At 54.2% G+C, this 17,696-nt stretch carries 18 protein-coding genes and 1 tRNA gene; 11 read left to right on the top strand and 8 right to left on the bottom strand.

The genetic code is table 11. The features are described from left to right. Window positions 1-12 precede the first annotated feature (12 nt). The 3 genes from CE636_RS20405 to ecpR form a co-directional block, all read right to left on the bottom strand. On the bottom strand, window positions 13-681 hold the full coding sequence (locus tag CE636_RS20405; protein WP_017900976.1) for a hypothetical protein: 669 nt from the start codon (window positions 679-681) through the stop codon (window positions 13-15). A 57-nt stretch (window positions 682-738) separates the two neighbouring features. Continuing rightward, on the bottom strand, window positions 739-1,326 hold the full coding sequence (ecpA, locus tag CE636_RS20400) for a common pilus major fimbrillin subunit EcpA (protein WP_004204919.1): 588 nt from the start codon (window positions 1,324-1,326) through the stop codon (window positions 739-741). Window positions 1,327-1,399: 73 nt separating this feature from the next. Further along, entirely contained in the window at window positions 1,400-1,942 is a 543-nt protein-coding gene (gene ecpR / locus CE636_RS20395) for an ECP biosynthesis operon DNA-binding transcriptional regulator EcpR (RefSeq protein ID WP_004144585.1), read from the bottom strand. Window positions 1,943-2,779: 837 nt separating this feature from the next. Here ecpR and phnC point away from each other — a divergent pair. From phnC to phnE (CE636_RS20375), 4 genes are all read left to right on the top strand, one after another. Then, the gene (gene phnC, locus CE636_RS20390; RefSeq protein ID WP_004204921.1) at window positions 2,780-3,622 is read left to right on the top strand and encodes a phosphonate ABC transporter ATP-binding protein; all 843 of its coding nucleotides are present in this window, start codon (window positions 2,780-2,782) and stop codon (window positions 3,620-3,622) included. Window positions 3,623-3,644: 22 nt separating this feature from the next. Then, window positions 3,645-4,583 carry a phosphonate ABC transporter substrate-binding protein gene (gene phnD, locus CE636_RS20385; protein ID WP_025999319.1) on the top strand — a complete coding sequence of 313 codons (939 nt, stop codon included), beginning with the start codon at window positions 3,645-3,647 and terminating at the stop codon, window positions 4,581-4,583. Between the two features lie 66 nt (window positions 4,584-4,649). Further along, on the top strand, window positions 4,650-5,522 hold the full coding sequence (phnE, locus tag CE636_RS20380; protein ID WP_017900974.1) for a phosphonate ABC transporter, permease protein PhnE: 873 nt from the start codon (window positions 4,650-4,652) through the stop codon (window positions 5,520-5,522). Beyond that, window positions 5,519-6,403: a phosphonate ABC transporter, permease protein PhnE gene (phnE, locus tag CE636_RS20375; protein WP_017900973.1), complete on the top strand. Its 885-nt coding sequence runs from the start codon at window positions 5,519-5,521 to the stop codon at window positions 6,401-6,403. The genes phnE (CE636_RS20380) and phnE (CE636_RS20375) overlap by 4 nt, the downstream gene beginning before the upstream one ends. Before the next feature lie 735 nt (window positions 6,404-7,138). On the opposite strand, the gene CE636_RS20360 is transcribed toward phnE (CE636_RS20375), so the two are convergent. After that, a complete protein-coding gene (locus CE636_RS20360; protein ID WP_017901338.1) occupies window positions 7,139-7,804 on the bottom strand; it encodes an HAD family hydrolase in 666 nt (221 codons plus the stop codon). Window positions 7,805-7,899: 95 nt separating this feature from the next. Next, a complete protein-coding gene (locus tag CE636_RS20355) occupies window positions 7,900-8,769 on the bottom strand; it encodes a DMT family transporter (protein WP_017901339.1) in 870 nt (289 codons plus the stop codon). Between the two features lie 410 nt (window positions 8,770-9,179). Here CE636_RS20355 and CE636_RS20345 point away from each other — a divergent pair, with 410 nt between their 5' ends. Next, the gene (locus tag CE636_RS20345; RefSeq protein ID WP_004222859.1) at window positions 9,180-9,746 is read left to right on the top strand and encodes an NlpC/P60 family protein; all 567 of its coding nucleotides are present in this window, start codon (window positions 9,180-9,182) and stop codon (window positions 9,744-9,746) included. A gap of 45 nt (window positions 9,747-9,791) precedes the next feature. Here CE636_RS20345 and phoE read toward each other — a convergent pair whose 3' ends face one another. Then, the gene (phoE, locus tag CE636_RS20340) at window positions 9,792-10,844 is read right to left on the bottom strand and encodes a phosphoporin PhoE (RefSeq protein ID WP_017901340.1); all 1,053 of its coding nucleotides are present in this window, start codon (window positions 10,842-10,844) and stop codon (window positions 9,792-9,794) included. 289 nt (window positions 10,845-11,133) lie between these two features. Here phoE and proB point away from each other — a divergent pair, with 289 nt between their 5' ends. From proB to CE636_RS20325, 3 genes are all read left to right on the top strand, one after another. Then, the gene (gene proB / locus CE636_RS20335) at window positions 11,134-12,237 is read left to right on the top strand and encodes a glutamate 5-kinase (RefSeq protein WP_008805306.1); all 1,104 of its coding nucleotides are present in this window, start codon (window positions 11,134-11,136) and stop codon (window positions 12,235-12,237) included. Window positions 12,238-12,247: 10 nt separating this feature from the next. Continuing rightward, window positions 12,248-13,501, top strand: a complete 1,254-nt coding sequence (gene proA / locus CE636_RS20330) for a glutamate-5-semialdehyde dehydrogenase (RefSeq protein ID WP_004147253.1) — start codon at window positions 12,248-12,250, stop codon at window positions 13,499-13,501. Between the two features lie 113 nt (window positions 13,502-13,614). Next, window positions 13,615-13,687 (top strand) — tRNA-Thr (locus tag CE636_RS20325). A gap of 730 nt (window positions 13,688-14,417) precedes the next feature. Here CE636_RS20325 and CE636_RS20320 read toward each other — a convergent pair. Continuing rightward, window positions 14,418-15,116 (bottom strand): hypothetical protein, encoded by a 699-nt coding sequence (locus CE636_RS20320; RefSeq protein WP_023286074.1) that lies wholly within the window; start codon window positions 15,114-15,116, stop codon window positions 14,418-14,420. Between the two features lie 78 nt (window positions 15,117-15,194). Continuing rightward, window positions 15,195-15,461: a hypothetical protein gene (locus tag CE636_RS20315; protein WP_071600431.1), complete on the bottom strand. Its 267-nt coding sequence runs from the start codon at window positions 15,459-15,461 to the stop codon at window positions 15,195-15,197. A 580-nt stretch (window positions 15,462-16,041) separates the two neighbouring features. On the opposite strand from CE636_RS20315, the gene CE636_RS29415 reads away from it, so the two are divergent. From CE636_RS29415 to CE636_RS20295, 3 genes are all read left to right on the top strand, one after another. Continuing rightward, window positions 16,042-16,488, top strand: coding sequence for a hypothetical protein (locus CE636_RS29415; protein WP_223171734.1), 447 nt, complete (start codon window positions 16,042-16,044; stop codon window positions 16,486-16,488). A gap of 68 nt (window positions 16,489-16,556) precedes the next feature. Next, on the top strand, window positions 16,557-16,871 hold the full coding sequence (locus tag CE636_RS20300; protein ID WP_127837817.1) for a hypothetical protein: 315 nt from the start codon (window positions 16,557-16,559) through the stop codon (window positions 16,869-16,871). A gap of 139 nt (window positions 16,872-17,010) precedes the next feature. Beyond that, window positions 17,011-17,382, top strand: coding sequence for a hypothetical protein (locus tag CE636_RS20295; RefSeq protein WP_017901343.1), 372 nt, complete (start codon window positions 17,011-17,013; stop codon window positions 17,380-17,382). Window positions 17,383-17,696: the final 314 nt, after the last annotated feature.

Genomic DNA, 17,696 nt, shown 5'->3' with positions numbered 1-17,696 from the left:
CTGCACAGCTGTCTATTTCACGGGAACAAACTGCTCACCCTGCCAAAGCGCAACCCGTCCTTTTTTATCCGCCGTGTCCACGCGCGTAAAACGGCGTGATTTACCCGGCATCAGGTAGTAGTTCTCTTTGCACTCCTTACCGTCGGCGGCCTTCAGGCAGGGGCCGTAGGCGAGGATCCGCAGCGTCGCATTCCCGGTGTTGGTCAGGGAGCCGTTGGCGTACTGAAAGCGGTAGTTCACCTGCCGGGGCGCCACCACCAGGATGGTGCCGATGCGAGCGGAAGCGGTGGCCACCGCGCTGCGGGTGGCGTTATCGCGCTGGGCATCGCTGAGCGCCTGGTCGAACCAGACAATGCGGTAGTAGCGCTCTTTGTTATCCGCCGGGCCTTTGTAGAAGAAGCGGATCACATCGCTGGCCTGGGCGGGTAGCAGCAGGCTGGCGGGAGTGAGCAGCACCTCATCCGGTTTATCCATCGGGATAACCTGTCCGTCGTCCAGCGGGGAAGAGAGCCTTTCGAGATGGATATTGATCAGGCGGCCGCTGTCGGTGCTGTTCTTGATCGTTTTGCTCAGTGTGCTGCTGCCGCTGTTCATAAACGATGAGATATCGCCGACATCCAGCGCCTGCGCCGGCGATACTCCGGCAAGCAGCAGCCCGAGGGCCAGAAGGTGCTTTTTCATAACAATTCCGTCCGTGAAAAAAGCAGGGGGAGCCCCCCTGCTGGCGCATCACAAGGATCAGCTGGTCCAGGTGGCGTCGAACTGTACGCTGACGTCGCCGCTCCAGATCCCTTCCGGCAGGGTGCTGTAATCGGTCACGGCGGTGGTGCCGTCGGTGGTGCCGCTGATGATCGAGAAGGTGAAACCATCCTGCGCGGTGGTACGGCCGCTGGCGTTGTAGCCGTTAGCCAGCGCGCTGAGGTTGCCGCCCAGAACGTTGTTGGCGGTATCGATCATCACGGTATCACCGGTTTTTTCCACCGCTGCGCCGTTATAATCCACGCCCACGCTCAGCGTGGAGCCGGAGGTATCCAGCTGGGTTAAGGTGTTGGTGATAAGACGCGAGGTCAGCTTAAAGGCGGTCGCCGTTGCGTCACCCTCAATCGCCACGTCAAACAGACCTTTCTGTGAGTTAAAACCTTTCACGCCTTCGGCATACTGGAACGCCAGGCTGCCGAGCGGGGTGACCACCAGCTTGCTGGTGGTGTCTTTTTTGGCGGTCGCAGACCAGGTCGCTACAGCCTGAGCCGTTACGTCAGCAGCCTGCGCCACGCCCATACCGGTAAACGCCGTTACCAGAGCTATTGCCAGAACCTTTTTTTTCATCGCTTTTTCTTCCTGAGTTGAATTAAGGACATGATGTCCCGGTGAACCATTCAAAAATTAACTTACCTGGGTGTTACTGAACTAATTTGTATATTTTGGAATACAGCTTGGCCTCGGCATTGCGCCGATGGGTATATACTGTCTTCACGCTACAATTTTCAATTCTGGCGATCGATTTCGGCTGCATGCCCTGGGCGGTCATGCGGATAATTTTCATTTCCCGGTCTGTAATTTTATCTTTCTTAATATCTTTACGGAGAAACCTGCCATTAATCACATAGGCCAGCTCTTTTCGAATATCGCGACTCAGGCCAACATATACCACGCCGCGAATATCGCTATTGTAATACCAGTAATTCGCTAAGGCTTCTGACTTCCTGGCCGCAATTAATACGACCTGTTTCCCCTTTACCGCGGATAGCCATTCGCTGTCGCGCCTGATAAACTCGTTTAACGAAGCCGTATTGAGATTGATAAACACGAAATCTTTTCTGATTTTCTCTAGCGACAGATAAATTAATTCGTCGATATCTACAATCAGTTCGGACAATCCTTTATAGAAGTAGGAGTCATCGGCAGACCAAATATACTTATCGGAACAGCTTTTATATTCCATATAGTTTTTAACCTCATAGTCCTTGAAGTAATCATTTTTAAAACGTCACTGCTTGCCAGGCCTATAAAGTTTACTGGCGTATTCGATTCCTTTAGTAAATCGCCATTAAATAAGACACGCATTACTTATCAATATTGAATAAGCGGGGTTAAACTATAATTATTTTCTGCTTGGCGTTGAATTTAAGTTTTTTCCTATGGAGTGTCAACATGCGGGAAGGCAATGAATTTCGCGCCCAGGTCAATATTTACAAAAACTGAAAATATCTCATTTTTGAGCGCAAGAAAAAGGTATTTATTTTCATAAGGTTATTAGCAATATAACCCTCAATTCTTAGCTGAATTTTATATTACCCAGGATCTTCACCCTATTATGTTAGGAATATTCTTAATGAAGGGCAGAATGCAGTTGTCAAATAAACCAAATTTATTCAAAAATAAAGAATATAAGTCTAAAAATCAGCAATAACCAGGATGATTCACCAATGCATAAGACTCATAAATAGATTAACATGCCGCACAAAATAGTTATATATATGTTAATTTTGCGGAATGATGAATGCTAAACAAAGGCAGAAGCATTATCTATTCGATTAAACAGACCTCATTAGCAAGATAAAACGAGTTTTGCCGATGGGTTCCTGCCGCACGGGGACGCCAGCCTCCGCGTTCCCGAAAGCATAGCCGCTTTTCGGCGCTTCGCCAGCGTACCGCGCACGGTGAACCGCTCACCGCCGCCCTTTCCCGCCTGTTCACGGTTTGTTCGCAATACCGTCATCGAAATTTCACATAAAGACCTATTAATAGTGGCCAGTTAATGACGAACCTGGACACTCTTATGAACAGCTCTCTTGCCGCGGTGGCCGAAACTGATTTCCAGCCGTTCACCGAACTCAATGCCGGCCGGCAGCGGAAGGTCTTAAGCGTGCGTAATCTGAGTAAAGCTTATCAAGCCCAGCACAAGGTGCTGGACGGCATCAGCTTTGATCTGCACGCTGGCGAAATGGTTGGCATCATAGGCCGCTCCGGCGCCGGTAAATCGACGCTCCTGCATGTCCTCAACGGCACCCACAGCGCCAGCGGCGGCGAAATTCTTAGCTACCCGGAAGTCGGTACCCCGCACGATGTCTCCCGGCTGAAAGGGCGCGCGCTCAATGCCTGGCGCAGCCACTGCGGAATGATTTTTCAGGACTTCTGCCTGGTGCCCCGTCTCGATGTGCTCACCAACGTCCTGCTGGGCCGCCTCAGCCAGACTTCAACCCTGAAATCGCTGTTTAAAATCTTTCCTGAAGCCGACCGGGCGCGCGCCATTGCGCTGCTTGAGTGGATGAACATGCTGCCGCACGCGCTGCAGCGGGCGGAGAACCTCTCCGGCGGGCAGATGCAGCGGGTGGCGATCTGCCGGGCGCTGATGCAGAACCCCGGGATCCTGCTGGCCGACGAGCCTGTCGCCTCGCTGGATCCGAAAAACACCCAGCGCATCATGGATGTGTTGCGCGAAATTAGCGAGCAGGGCATCAGCGTGATGGTAAACCTGCATTCGGTAGAGCTGGTGAAGACCTACTGCACCCGGGTTATCGGCGTCGCCAGCGGTCAGCTTATTTTTGACGATCACCCCTCCCGGCTGACGCAGGATGTGCTGCAGCGGCTGTACGGCGATGAAGTTAGCCAATTGCATTAATTTCACTCACACGGGCAACATAATGAAAAAATCTATGACTGGCGCAGTTCGTTTATCCGCAATGGTCGCGGGCATGATGATGGCATGGCAGGCAGCGGCGGCGCAGCCGAAAGAGCTGAATCTGGGCATTCTCGGCGGACAGAACGCCACCCAGCAAATCGGCGATAACCAGTGCGTGAAGGCCTTCCTCGATAAAGAGCTGAACGTGGACACCAAACTGCGCAACTCTTCCGACTATTCCGGGGTGATCCAGGGTCTGCTGGGAGGGAAAGTCGACGTGGTGCTGAGCATGTCTCCCTCCTCTTACGCCTCGGTTTATCTTAATAACCCCAAAGCGGTGGATATCGTCGGTATCGCCGTGGACGACAAAGATCAGTCTCGCGGCTACCACTCGGTGGTGATTGTCAAAGCTGACTCCCCGTATAAAAAGCTGGACGATTTAAAAGGCAAAGCCTTCGGCTTCGCCGACCCGGACTCCACTTCCGGGTATCTGATCCCTAACCATGCGTTTAAAGAAAAATTTGGCGGTAACGCCGACAACAAATACAACAACACCTTCTCCAGCGTCACCTTCTCCGGTGGCCACGAGCAGGACATCCTCGGCGTGCTGAATGGCCAGTTCGCGGGCGCGGTCACCTGGGCCTCGATGGTGGGCGATTACAACACCGGCTACACCACCGGCGCGTTCAACCGCCTGATTCGCATGGATCATCCGGATCTGATGAAGCAGATCCGTATTATCTGGCAATCGCCGCTGATCCCGAACGGCCCGATCCTGGTGAGCAATGCGCTGCCAGCAGACTTTAAAGCGAAGGTCGTGGCGGCGGTGAAAAAACTGGATACTGAGGATCACGCCTGCTTTATCAAAGCGATGGGCGGTACTCAGCACATCGGCCCGGGCAGCGTGGCTGACTTCCAGCAGATTATTGATATGAAACGCGAGCTGGTGAGCGCGCGTTAATCCTGCCTCAACGCCGCCTGCTTGCCCCAGGGTAAGCGGCGGCGCTACGTTGAAGATCCCCGACGCATGAAGACGACCCACACCGAATTTGAACACTATTACCAGCAGGTACGCTCGCGGCAAAAGCGCGATGCCGTCTGCTGGTCGCTGCTGCTGCTGGCGCTCTATTTTGCCGCCGGCAGCGCCGCGGAATTTAATCTGCTGACTATCTGGCACTCGCTCCCCCATTTCTTTGACTATATGGCAGAAACCATTCCGCCCCTGAGCGCCGGCAACCTGTTCGCCGACGTGCAGACCAAAGGCTCGCTGGCCTGGTGGGGCTATCGCCTGCCGATCCAGCTGCCGCTGATCTGGGAAACTCTGCAGCTGGCGCTGGCCTCAACCCTGGTGGCCGTCGCCATTGCCACGGTTTTCGCGTTTCTTGCCGCCAATAACGCCTGGTCCCCGGCGCCGGTGCGCTTTGCCATTCGCGTGCTGGTGGCGTTTTTGCGTACCATGCCCGAGCTGGCGTGGGCGGTGATCTTTGTGATGGCGTTCGGCATCGGCGCGATTCCGGGCTTTCTGGCGCTGATGCTGCATACCGTCGGCAGCCTGACCAAACTGTTCTACGAGGCGGTGGAAAGCGCGCAAAACAAACCGGTACGCGGCCTGGCGGCCTGCGGCGCATCCCCGCTGCAGAAAATTCGCTTCGCTCTGTGGCCTCAGGTGAAACCTCTGTTTCTCTCCTATGGCTTTATGCGGCTTGAAATCAACTTCCGCTCGTCGACCATTCTCGGGCTGGTGGGCGCGGGCGGCATCGGCCAGGAGCTGATGACCAACATCAAGCTCGACCGCTACGATCAGGTGAGCATCACCCTGCTGCTGATCATTCTGGTGGTGTCGGCGCTGGACATGCTGTCCGGTCGTCTGCGCCTGTGGGTACTGGAGGGTAAGAAATGAGCGTCTGGCACATGCAACCGGATCTCGCCGCCAGCCGGCGGCAGCATAAGCAGCTCTATCAGGTCCAGGGGCGCTACCTGCGCTACGTCGGGCTGGTGGCGCTGGCCTGCCTGCTCTATTACGTCTGGTTTTTTCTGCAGTTCGGCATCAGCGGCGAACAGCTGACCACCGGCCTACAGCAGATTGGCCGCTATCTGGCGCGGATGTTCGTCTGGCACGACTTCTGGAACTGGCCGTTCGGCTATTACTTCACGCAAATCGGCATCACCCTGGCTATCGTCTTCGCCGGGACACTCACCGCCACGGTGCTGGCGCTGCTGCTTTCCTTCTTCGCCGCCCGCAACATCATGCGCGGCGTGGTGCTGGGGACCCTCGCCCTGCTGATGCGCCGCCTGTTTGATGTGCTGCGCGGTATCGACATGGCTATCTGGGGGCTGATATTCGTGCGCGCGGTAGGCCTCGGGCCGCTGGCCGGGGTGCTGGCGATCATCATGCAGGACACCGGCCTGCTGGGACGGCTGTACGCGGAAGGCCATGAAGCGGTGGACCGCTCCCCCGGGCGCGGACTGACCGCCGTGGGCGCGAATGGCCTGCAAAAGCATCGCTTTGGCATTTTTACCCAGTCGTTCCCGACCTTCCTCGCGTTGAGCCTGTATCAGATTGAATCCAACACCCGCTCCGCGGCGGTGCTGGGCTTCGTCGGCGCCGGCGGTATTGGGCTTATCTATGCCGAGAATATGCGCCTGTGGAACTGGGATGTGGTGATGTTTATCACCCTGCTGCTGGTGGCGGTGGTGATGATCATGGACACCCTCTCCGCCTGGCTGCGCCGTCGCTATATCGGCGGCGCCGTGGTGCCGCTGTATCAGGACGAACGCTAGCGCACCTTTGTGCCGGGTGGCGGCTACGCCTTACCCGGCCTACAGGATCCTCTCACAGGTTCACACGCCGTAGGCCCGCGCAAGCGCAGCGCCGCCGGGCGAGGGCATCAGGCACGGCGCTGCTTTTATGCCGGGTGGCGGCTGCGCCTTACCCGGCCTACGGCCCGAGCAACCAGTCATTAATTTACCCACTTGCGCGACTGAAACTGCCGGTGCTGGCGGCCTCAACATCGCTGAGACGTTCCCGGAAGGCCGGGGCAGCCCGCATGGATGCGGGCTGAGGGCCGTGTTTTGCAGGGACGCTGCCTCGGCCCGACCCGAAGCCTGCAGGGATAAGTCGAAGGCACCACGCAGTGGCGATGTTGCTGGCCGGAGCCCGGGGGTACAGGGGGCGGCGGCGACTGGCCGCCCCCTGTGCGCTCCCGGCGCCGTAAGTGACATAACGCAGAAGAACTAACCGGGAGCGCAATCTGCCCGGCATTAAAATAGAAGTTGTAGCCCTGCTAAACGCAGCGCGAGCAGGGACATTTCCGGTTGCGCCGATATTTCGCCGGGTGGCGGCTGCGCCTTACCCGGCCTACAGGGCCCTCTCACAGGCTCACACCCCGTAGGCCCGCGCAAGCGCAGCGCCGCCGGGCAATGACCGCCGGCACGGAGCCGCCTGTATGCCGAATGGCGGCACACGCCTTATCCGGCCTGGAACGACTGAACCCGAAGAAACATTTATCCGCTCCGCTATTCCAGCCGCCAGCTCAGCACCGGCCAGCCGTATCCGGCACCGGCCGCCTGCAGCTGCGGACAGGGATTGACCAGCCGCACACGATCCGCATGCAGGCACAGCGGCAGATCGTTAATGGAATCGGTATAGAACGTCACCTCGCCGTCATACTGCGGATGCGCCTCGCGCCACTGCGCCAGACGCGCCACCTTCCCCTGCTGATAGCTGGGGATCCCGTCGATTTCACCGCTGTAGCCGCCGTCGACCATCTCCACGTCAATGCCCAGCGCCTGATCGATCTCCAGCGCGGCGGCCACCGCCTGCACCAGCAGGCTAACCGAGGCGGAGATAATCAGCATCTGCTCCCCCTCGGCCCGCAGACGACGAATGAGCTCCCACGCCTGCGGATAGACCCGGGGCAGGATCGCCTCGCGGACGCAGCGGGCCACCAGCGCGTCAACGTCCGATTTCGGTATTCCGGCCAGCGGCGCCTGGATCAGGGCCACATAATCGGCGATATTCATCTCTCCCCGGTCATAATCCGCCATTAGCCGCGCCTCGCGGGCAAGATACCCCTGCTGCGTCGCCAGCCCTTCGCGAACCATAAACTGGCTCCAGACCGTACTGCTATCGCCCTGTATCAGGGTGTTATCGAGATCAAAAATCGTCAGCGTGTTGCCCATGGTACTTTCCCTTACTGGTCAAAATAAGCTGCCGGGAGCATGCGTAAAAAAGATGACAGGAAAATGAACCGGACGCCGCAGCGCCCGGCTCGTCGTCAGCCGGCGCGGACCTTGCCGGTGCGGAACACCAATACGATCCCGCCGACGATCGCCACCATACCGACCATCGCCGCCGCCGGCAGCCGGTTGCCCAGCAGCAGATAATCCAGCAGCGCCGTGATCGCCGGCACCAGATAAAAGAGGCTGGTGACATTGACAATATTTCCCGCGCTCAGCAGACGATACAGCAGCAGCTGGGCGACCACCGAAATCAGCAGCCCGAGAAACAGCACCGGAATAATCAACCCGACGTTAACGGTAAACCGGAAGCCGCTGACCGGGGCGATCAACAGGCACAGCCCCAGACTCACGGCATACTGCAGCGGCAGGACATCCGCCGGCGACTGGCGGCTGCGCTTTTGCCACAGCGCGCCAAAGGTCATCAGCAGCAAAGCCGCCAGCGCAAACAGGATCCCCGCCATCGCCATGGGCGACGCCGCCAGGCTGCGCCATACCAGCAGCACCAGCCCCGCCAGGGCAAGCAGCAGCCCCAGCAGCCGCCGCCCCTGCAGGCGGCGCTCCACCACGCAAAGCGTGAGGATGGGCTGGATCCCCATCATGGTGGCGATAAGTCCCGGCGTCACGCCGTTGGCCATCGCCTCGAAGTAACAGACCGAATAGCCGCCAATCAGCATCAGGCCGGTGGCCGCGGTCTGCAGGCGAGTGCCCGGCGCGGGCAGCCAGCGCCGACGGACGATGGCCAGCGGCGCCAGCGCGACCAGGGCAATCAGAAAACGAAAGACCAGCAGCGCCATCGGCGAGGCATTGTCCAGTCCCCAGCGGGTGAAAATGGCCGCGCTGCCCCACAGCAGCACAAAGGTGGCCGTTGTCGCCTGCGAGGCGAGCAGAGAATAGCGAACGTGCATAGCATGCTCCCGAACGTCAAACACAAGGTATCAAGCGTCATACCGGCAGGTAAGCGCCTGGAAAGACGGCGTTAAGCGCCGAAAACAACCCGGTCTGGAGGGGGAGGCGGTGGGCAGAGCGTGGCGAAGCAATGATGAGGCGCAGACGTCATCCACCCCGCGTCGAAAGCGGCGCCGGGTAAAGTCTCGGTGGCGATGGCGTTATGCGTCATGGAATGCCTCGTGAAATGTTTAATCAGAATCCTGGCACAGGCCGTTCGGAAGTGACAACTGCCTTTTATGGGTGATCTCTCGGCTGGTTGTTTATTTTTAATCGTAAATAAACGTAAAGGCGGCCTCGGCTTATTCAGCCGTTCTTTTTAATCGGCTATAAAACAAAGCAGTCTGCTTGCTACTTCGAAAATAACGATATGAAGCCAAAACTGACGCATGCTCTCTTTTTAATTCCTTTTTTGCTGTTGGCAGGATGCTCCTCCTCACCGAAACAGGCAAAGAACACAAAATCTCATGCGGATATGACCATTGACGGCGGATCGGACGATCTGATCCCGGTGGTGGCGGCCCTGCATGATCAGATGCACACCTGGCAGGGAACCCCCTATGAATGGGGCGGTACTGAACAAAGCGGCGTCGACTGCTCGGGTTTCGTCTGGCGCACGCTGAAGGATCGCTTTAACCTGCCGATGGAGCGGATCACCACCCGCGAGCTACTGCACATGGGCGTGCGGGTCAATAAGCGCGATTTACGTCCCGGCGATCTGGTGTTCTTCCGCACCCGGGCCGGGATGCACGTTGGCTTTTACGATACCGATCATAATTTCCTTCACGCCTCGAGCAGCCAGGGCGTGATGCGTTCTTCGCTGGACAACCCTTACTGGGAGTCGGCGTTCTACCAGGCGCGTCGTCTGCCGAAGGAGTATAACGCGCAGATCACCATGAACAGCGACACCCTGCATCTGGCGAAGAATCGCCGCTAAAAAAAAAGCCGCAGCCAGGGCTGCGGCGGGTGGTTCTGAAGTTGATCAGAACTGGTAGGTCATGCCCAGCGCGACGATGTCGTCATCGTTGATGCCGAGTTTGTTATCGCTTTTCAGCTGGTTGATTTTGTAATCCACGAAGGCGTTCATGTTTTTGTTGAAGTAGTAGGTCAGGCCCACGTCAATGTAGTTAACCAGATCTTCGCTCCCCACCCCTTCGATATCCTTCCCTTTCGACAGCACATAGCCGAGGGACGGACGCAGACCGAAGTCGAACTGATACTGGGCCACCGCTTCAAAGTTCTGCGCTTTGTTGGCAAAACCGCCGCTGATCGGGGTCATTTTGCGGGTTTCAGAATACATGGTCGCCAGGTAGATATTGTTGGCGTCATATTTCAGGCCGGTCGCCCAGGCTTCCGCTTTCGAACCCTGGCCGCGGGCCAGAAGGTTCTGATCGTTGGTACGGTCGGAGCTGGTGTAGGCTGCGCTGACGGCGAAGTCGCTGCCGCCGAAGTCATAGCTTAACGAGGTGCCGACGCCGTCGCCGTTCTGTTTCTTCGCTTCACGGCCTTCGTTTTTACCCTGGTACTGCAGGGTCATATCCAGGCCATCCACCAGACCGAAGAAGTCGGTGTTGCGGTAGGTCGCCAGACCGCTGGCGCGCTTGGTCATAAAGTTATCGGTCTGAGCAGAGGAATCGCCGCCGAATTCCGGGAACATATCGGTCCAGGCTTCCACGTCGTACAGGGCGCCAAGGTTACGGCCGTAGTCGAAAGAACCGTAGTTCTTCAGCTTCACCCCAGCGAACGCCAGACGAGTCTTCTGGCTGGAGTCGCTCTCGGTTTTGTTACCCGAGAATTCAGATTCCCAACGGCCATAGCCGGTCAGGTCTTCGTTAATCTGCGTTTCGCCTTTAATACCGAAACGCACGTAAGTCTGATCGCCATCTTTGCTGTCATAATCGCTGAAGTAGTGCATGGCTTTGATCTTGCCGTACACATCCAGCTTGTTCGCGTTCTTATTATAAACTTCCGCTGCCTGCGTCGCTGTTGAAGCCACAAAGCCCATCATCATTAATGCCAGAGTACTCTTTTTCATTATTCAGTCCTGGTGATTTATTTATACGCGCTATTCAATTGCGGGCGCTCGCCCATCAAAAACTGGAGGTTTTTTAACGCCGGGATATTAAATATTTATGACAAGATGGAACTTTTTATAAAAAAGGGTATTTAAATGTATCTGACATATTTTTGTCACATTCCCTCTCCAGAATGCCCGATCCCGCGCAATAAAATGGCGCGCCCGCCGCCCCGGGTGTTGGCAAGCGGGCCGACTCCTGCTACAACATCAGCTCGATATCGATATTCCTTTTGAACGGCAGAGAATCATGAGTGAAAGCCAGACGCTGGTGGTAAAACTGGGCACCAGTGTTTTAACAGGCGGGTCCCGTCGCCTGAACCGCGCCCATATCGTCGAGCTCGTGCGCCAGTGCGCACAGCTGCACGCCATGGGACACCGTATTGTCATCGTGACCTCCGGGGCCATTGCCGCCGGGCGCGAGCACCTTGGTTACCCGGAACTGCCCGCCACCATCGCCTCCAAGCAGCTGCTGGCGGCGGTGGGACAAAGCCGTCTTATCCAGCTGTGGGAACAGCTGTTTTCTATCTATGGCATTCACGTTGGCCAGATGCTGCTGACCCGCGCCGACATGGAAGACAGAGAACGGTTCCTCAACGCCCGCGACACTCTGCGCGCGCTGCTGGATAACAGCATCGTCCCGGTCATTAACGAAAACGACGCCGTCGCCACCGCGGAAATCAAAGTGGGCGATAACGACAATCTCTCCGCGCTGGCCGCGATCCTCGCCGGGGCAGATAAGCTGCTGCTGTTAACCGACCAGCCAGGCCTGTTCACCGCCGACCCGCGTAGCAACCCGCAGGCGGAGCTGATTAAAGACGTTTACGGCATCGACGACGCGCTGCGCGCCATCGCCGGCGACAGCGTCTCCGGACTCGGCACCGGCGGCATGGGCACCAAGCTGCAGGCCGCGGACGTCGCCTGCCGCGCGGGGATTGATACCATTATCGCCGCCGGCAACCGCCCGGACGTCATCGGCCATGCGATGGAAGGCCTGCCAGTAGGCACCTGCTTCCACGCTCAGGAGTCTCCGCTGGAGAACCGTAAGCGCTGGATCTTCGGCGCCCCGCCGGCCGGTGAACTGACCGTCGATGCGGGCGCGACTCAGGCGATCCTCGAAAGAGGCAGCTCGCTGTTGCCAAAAGGCATCAAAATCGTCAGCGGCAACTTCTCCCGCGGCGAAGTGATCCGCATCCGCAATAGCGAAGGACGCGATATCGCTCACGGCGTCAGCCGCTACAACAGCGATGCGCTGCGCCTTATCGCCGGCCAGCACTCGCAGCAAATCGATGCCATTCTGGGCTACGAATACGGCCCGGTGGCCGTCCACCGCGATGATATGATCATCCGTTAAGGAGCTGAAAATGCTGGAACAAATGGGCATTGCCGCCAAAGCGGCCTCCTGGCAGCTGGCGTTACTCTCCAGCCGGGAAAAGAACCAGGTACTGGAAAAGATCGCCGATTATCTGGAAGCGCAGACCGACGATATTCTGCGCGCCAACGCGGAAGATTTAGCCGAAGCTCGCGCCAATGGCCTGAGTGAAGCGATGCTTGATCGCCTCGCGCTGACCCCGGCGCGCCTGAGCGGCATCGCCAGCGATGTGCGCCAGGTGTGCAATCTGGCCGATCCGGTCGGCCAGGTGATCGACGGCGGGCTGCTGGACAGCGGTCTGCGTATTGAACGTCGCCGCGTCCCGCTGGGGGTGATTGGCGTGATTTATGAAGCGCGTCCCAACGTGACGGTCGACGTCGCCTCCCTGTGTCTGAAAACCGGCAACGCGGCGATCCTGCGCGGCGGGAAAGAGACCTGGCGCACCAACGCCGCCACGGTGAAGGTGATCCAGCAGGCGCTGCAGGAGTGCGGTCTGCCGGCCGCCGCGGTACAGGCCATTGAGAGCCCGGATCGCGCGCTGGTGGGCGAAATGCTGAAGATGGATAAATACATCGATATGCTGATCCCCCGCGGCGGCGCGGGCCTGCACAAGCTGTGCCGCGAGCAGTCAACGATCCCGGTGATCACCGGCGGGATTGGCGTATGCCATATCTTCGTTGATGAAACCGCCGAGATCGCCCCCGCGCTGAAGATCATCGTCAACGCCAAAACCCAGCGGCCGAGCACCTGCAATACCGTGGAAACGCTGCTGGTGCACCGCAACATCGCCGACACCTTCCTGCCGGCGTTGAGCAAGCAGATGGCCGAGAGCGGCGTCACCCTGCATGCCGCCCCTTCCGCCCTGCCCGCGCTGCAGAACGGCCCGGCGAAGGTCGAGCCGGTGAAGGCGGAGCAGTATGACGACGAGTATCTGTCGCTGGATCTGAACGTCAAAGTGGTGGCTGATATGGATGAGGCTATCGCCCATATCCGCGAACATGGCACCCAGCACTCCGACGCCATCCTGACCCGCACCCTGCGTAACGCCAACCGCTTTATCAATGAAGTGGACTCTTCCGCGGTCTATGTGAACGCCTCCACGCGCTTCACCGACGGCGGCCAGTTCGGCCTCGGCGCGGAAGTGGCGGTCAGCACTCAGAAGCTGCACGCCCGCGGCCCGATGGGGCTGGAAGCGTTAACCACCTATAAGTGGATTGGTTTCGGCGACGATACTATTCGTGCGTAAATGAGAACGGGCGATGTAAAAATAGGCAGTTGATTCCACTGACTATTGACGCATCGCCCGCTAAGTTCTAACCTTTTGCCTCGTGATTCACGCTCGTGAACACCTCTTGCAGGGCCGATATAGCTCAGTTGGTAGAGCAGCGCATTCGTAATGCGAAGGTCGTAGGTTCGACTCCTATTATCGGCACTCACACAACAAAATCCATTAAAAACAATAACTTAAAGAATATTTCTCTCTCAAGTTACGATCTTCTTTTAAGGGATTATTTGACCAACAGTTGCCGCTATGGTTAACAGTGGCTATTCAGGGATGTTAGCACGTAGCGGCCTGTAGTTGTAAAGCTCGAACAGGTATAAAGCGTGAACGGGGCCGATGCTCGGTGAACCATTGGTTCATTCGATAATTTTTATCACAGGGTTGTAACCTGCTTATTATCGAACCGGATAACAGTCCACATGAACCGCTATCAACTCGAAGCTGATGACGCTGCCAACGTCTTTAATCAATCCCGCAACTTTTAACCGTTCCACACTTAGCGCGGTGTCCCGTAACAGCCTGTCGTGATGACACGCCACGGATAAACGAGCAAATGATGGGAATCCTAACCAGTCCGGGAAAGGGGCTGGCTCTCTCGTGGTGTTCACCGTGCCATAAACGAACGGTACTCGATAAGAGAACGGTTAACTGACATACCATGATGATGCGCCTATCGGCGCTTGCTATAGTGTCCCATCACGGCGCTAAATGGCTACTATTGTCAAAATACTGGAGGATTTTGAGCTATGAACAAAGCAGCGCCGCTTAAATGCAATAATTCATGCCATGAAGTATCCGGGTTGGATTGAGTTAAAGAGTCCTGTGCAAAAGCCAATTCAGCTTAGTCTTTATGTAAATAGGGCATATTAGTCCTATCTAATTATAACTTTCTCACTTTTCTTTTCTCTCTTTCTTCTAGAGCATTTTTACACCACTCGTCATATGCTATTCTTTCTTTTTCTCTATCACTTGAACTATAGTTATCTGTTTTAATTTTTTTAGACCCTTGTGTAATAGGTCTCCAGTCATCTCTAATTTTTTTAATCTGGTCCGCTATTTGCGTCAGTGGGTTTCGTGCACCTAAATAAGTAACTCCCTCAAATGAGGTCATGTCATATTCGTATTGGTTGACCTCTCTTTCAGACGAGTTGGCTTTCTTTGACCAACTGATTGTTACAGTATAGGTCTTTCCTTTTATCTGATTGTAATCACAGAGGTTACTAGATAAAACCTGACCATTCTTCAATATGCTAATTTTTCTGAATGGTATAGAGTGCTGTCTGGCTTCTCTGTGTTCTGCATTGGTCAAAGGTGGGTCAAAATTAACTTCGATGTTGTAAGCTGGTGCATTACCTGTATTTGCTACATTAATATCAAAATAATATACAGACCAAGCATTAGGTTCAAGAGTCACAACGATATTTGGCTGTGATGAGGCTTCAACCATTCGGGTAGTCTCTCTCGCAAGTAATTTTGTTACGCGCCAAAGGAAAAATGTAGCTACGGCTGTTAATACTGCTGCGACTGCACTTATGAATGTACTCCATTGTTCAATATGAGATATAAGAATATCAAACATAATGATTTCCTCAGATGGTATATAGAAGGTTTCATAAATAAAAGTTAATGAAATGAGGAGGCTTTAGCCTCCTCTAATCTAAATAACCTGAAGATAAGAATCATTCACACCGTTACGATACCCTTCAGCAAAAGCAGCCTGTGGGCTTTTATGACGCACAGTCCCTGCCTGACTATCAGGAAGAGCCGCCAAATCAACCCAAGGTTGACCTGTACGAGCTAGACCAGCGCGATACCCCTGATCATAGGCACAACCACAACATTTGTGGCGACCATCACCACCTTGATCATGAGGTAAGCTGATGAAAATAGAGTTATAACGGTGTGCTTGTTTGCAAATTGGCATGTATTTGTCCTTTATCAACATTAACTTCAGGGTTTACATGACCAACCAAGCCAGGCACAATCAAGTCGTCAAAAATGATGATGAGGCTAACAATCGTTATGAGTCTGCAAACTCATGGCGGTCATGCTTCAGAGACCGGGTTTGTGAAAATGGACCCGGTTTTTTTATGCCTACAATTTAGGCAAGGGTACTACATGTAGTGGAATACTCATGACTACCTACTACATAAGCAATATTTTATTAAGGAATCTTTTGAGTACAAGGGTTGATTTTGACGTTAAATTGAGGTTGCGGAAGGGTAATAATTCGCAAGCCCACGTCGCATAAGGCCTGGAGAAGATTTCAACAAGATTGAAAAAAATATGTAAATTTGATCGAATGCTGATTTCTTCATCGTTTGTACTAACTAAGCGGCTTCATGCCGCGCAATCACCATAAGCGGAGGGGCTGACCTCAGTCCTGTTTTGCGGAGATATGCAACATATAGTTAACAATTGTCTCGCATTATCTGTGAGGAACCTAGATCACCATCTGATAGGTCTGGTTCACTTCGTCCTGGGTAATATCAAGATACGTCATAGTGACTGCTGGGCTGCTGTGGTTCAGCATCTTACTGATCGTCTCGATTGGTGTTCCTGCCTCCCCCAATGATGCGCCTACAGCGCTTTTATGGTGTCCCATCACGGCGCTAAATGGCTGCTATTATCTAAAATCTGGCTTTCGAAAGAATTTGATTGATAATATGAATGGTACATTCCATATACTAAACAAAAAGCTTTCAACTGGGGGAGTCATGGGACGAGTAATGCAAGAGATGAAGAAAAGTGACGGAAAGATTATCTCTATTTATGAAAGAGATGCAGGGTGGAGCGTAGTTATGTCGTATTCCTCAGAATGTCTCGCCAGCCAAAATTTCGGGAGTTATGCCGAGGCTGAGTCATACGCAAGAACACTGTCTGGGATGCCTGCCAATGAGGATTTACCTTGGGAACATCTCGTTACATCCACCTCAACTGAGCTTAAGTAAAGAATCTATCATAATGGACCAGTGGTATTACTGCCGTCGACAATAAAAAATAGGGGTAGGTTAGAAACATGAGTGATTTAAAGGATTTTTATCAAATTCAAGATGCTGATGGAAACCCACTATATGGACATTTAAGAAATGATGGAGGGGTATGGTGGTATGAGTTGAATCCTCTTGCAGGGCCTGCTCAAGAATTAACCGCCAAAGGTAATTTTACATTAAAAGGCAATCGAACATATCAAAGCGCATGGATTACTCCCAACCTTCCAGACCATGCGATTGTTGATTGGGAAAAACTGACTGTTAGGACATCTAATGGGGACATGTTTAATTTAGTCTATATCGCACCTTTTGATGACGAGAATCGTTTGATAATCAAATAGGCGAAAATGGCAATGTCTGCTTAGTTTTTCTTCGAATCACAATGGCGGTAGAGATCGACTCTTGCATCACAAAAGTGTTACCACTAATGTAATGTGGGTTTTATTTTGATAAAACGTCACACATCACGAGGTCAGAACTATGTCATACAATGAAGATGAGAAAGTGCTAGACGGTATTGATTCAAATACGTTAGTTGCGGGGCTTGAAACGTTTGGCGGTACCAGTCGAGTTTTGGAGGTTCTGTGTGATGCCACAAATTTACTCGTTGAAAATAACAAGCAAGAAGTGATTGAAGTTTCGATTGATTTTTGTGATGACCCTCTCTTTAAGAACCCGGAAAATTTACTTGAGGATCACCTTGTTCAACTGGGGGATGATTACCAAGCGTACGCTAATGAAGAAACTGGCGTATACAAATCGCACAATGGAGAAGTGGAGCGGGACTTCAAGTCTGCTGAAGAACTTCGTGAAGATATTGAACATCATTTTTCTACCAAAAAGGGGCGTTAGTTCCTTTTATCATTTTGATTCACTTCAGGAGCGTATATAATTGCGCTCCTGTGATTGCTGAAACCTTGATGAAGTGTAGGTTTCGGCGTGTGGCTCACGCCACATCCTGAAACCCACCTGTCCCCCCACGAGAAAAATGTAAACAAGCACCCCCCTCTTCTGATGTTCTGCCGAAAAATATCTGTTTCACATCATCTGTGGTGTCTAACGGACAGATCCTACCGTCAACTATCTTTACGGATCTTTACGAAATATCGATGGGGTTAGTGGCCCGGCCCCCGGTATCCTGGTTCATTAGGCTGGCTGCATAACCT

Source organism: Klebsiella sp. LY, from assembly GCF_004010915.1.
GTDB classification, from domain to species: Bacteria; Pseudomonadota; Gammaproteobacteria; order Enterobacterales; family Enterobacteriaceae; genus Klebsiella; species Klebsiella quasipneumoniae.
Note: the sequence above shows the minus strand (reverse complement) of the source record. Positions and strands in the feature narration are given on the sequence as shown.

Excerpts from the sequence above, each read along its gene's own strand:
- ecpA (WP_004204919.1), bottom strand. The coding sequence starts at position 1,326 with ATGAAAAAAAAGGTTCTGGCAATAGCTCTGGTAACGGCGTTTACCGGT.
- CE636_RS20320 (WP_023286074.1), bottom strand. The coding sequence starts at position 15,116 with ATGTTTGATATTCTTATATCTCATATTGAACAATGGAGTACATTCATA.
- CE636_RS20345 (WP_004222859.1), top strand. The coding sequence starts at position 9,180 with ATGAAGCCAAAACTGACGCATGCTCTCTTTTTAATTCCTTTTTTGCTG.
- ecpR (WP_004144585.1), bottom strand. The coding sequence starts at position 1,942 with ATGGAATATAAAAGCTGTTCCGATAAGTATATTTGGTCTGCCGATGAC.
- CE636_RS20355 (WP_017901339.1), bottom strand. The coding sequence starts at position 8,769 with ATGCACGTTCGCTATTCTCTGCTCGCCTCGCAGGCGACAACGGCCACC.
- phnE (WP_017900974.1), top strand. The coding sequence starts at position 4,650 with ATGAAGACGACCCACACCGAATTTGAACACTATTACCAGCAGGTACGC.
- CE636_RS20360 (WP_017901338.1), bottom strand. The coding sequence starts at position 7,804 with ATGGGCAACACGCTGACGATTTTTGATCTCGATAACACCCTGATACAG.
- phnD (WP_025999319.1), top strand. The coding sequence starts at position 3,645 with ATGAAAAAATCTATGACTGGCGCAGTTCGTTTATCCGCAATGGTCGCG.
- CE636_RS20300 (WP_127837817.1), top strand. The coding sequence starts at position 16,557 with ATGAGTGATTTAAAGGATTTTTATCAAATTCAAGATGCTGATGGAAAC.
- phnC (WP_004204921.1), top strand. The coding sequence starts at position 2,780 with ATGAACAGCTCTCTTGCCGCGGTGGCCGAAACTGATTTCCAGCCGTTC.
- CE636_RS20315 (WP_071600431.1), bottom strand. The coding sequence starts at position 15,461 with ATGCCAATTTGCAAACAAGCACACCGTTATAACTCTATTTTCATCAGC.
- CE636_RS20405 (WP_017900976.1), bottom strand. The coding sequence starts at position 681 with ATGAAAAAGCACCTTCTGGCCCTCGGGCTGCTGCTTGCCGGAGTATCG.
- proA (WP_004147253.1), top strand. The coding sequence starts at position 12,248 with ATGCTGGAACAAATGGGCATTGCCGCCAAAGCGGCCTCCTGGCAGCTG.
- CE636_RS20295 (WP_017901343.1), top strand. The coding sequence starts at position 17,011 with ATGTCATACAATGAAGATGAGAAAGTGCTAGACGGTATTGATTCAAAT.
- phnE (WP_017900973.1), top strand. The coding sequence starts at position 5,519 with ATGAGCGTCTGGCACATGCAACCGGATCTCGCCGCCAGCCGGCGGCAG.
- proB (WP_008805306.1), top strand. The coding sequence starts at position 11,134 with ATGAGTGAAAGCCAGACGCTGGTGGTAAAACTGGGCACCAGTGTTTTA.
- phoE (WP_017901340.1), bottom strand. The coding sequence starts at position 10,844 with ATGAAAAAGAGTACTCTGGCATTAATGATGATGGGCTTTGTGGCTTCA.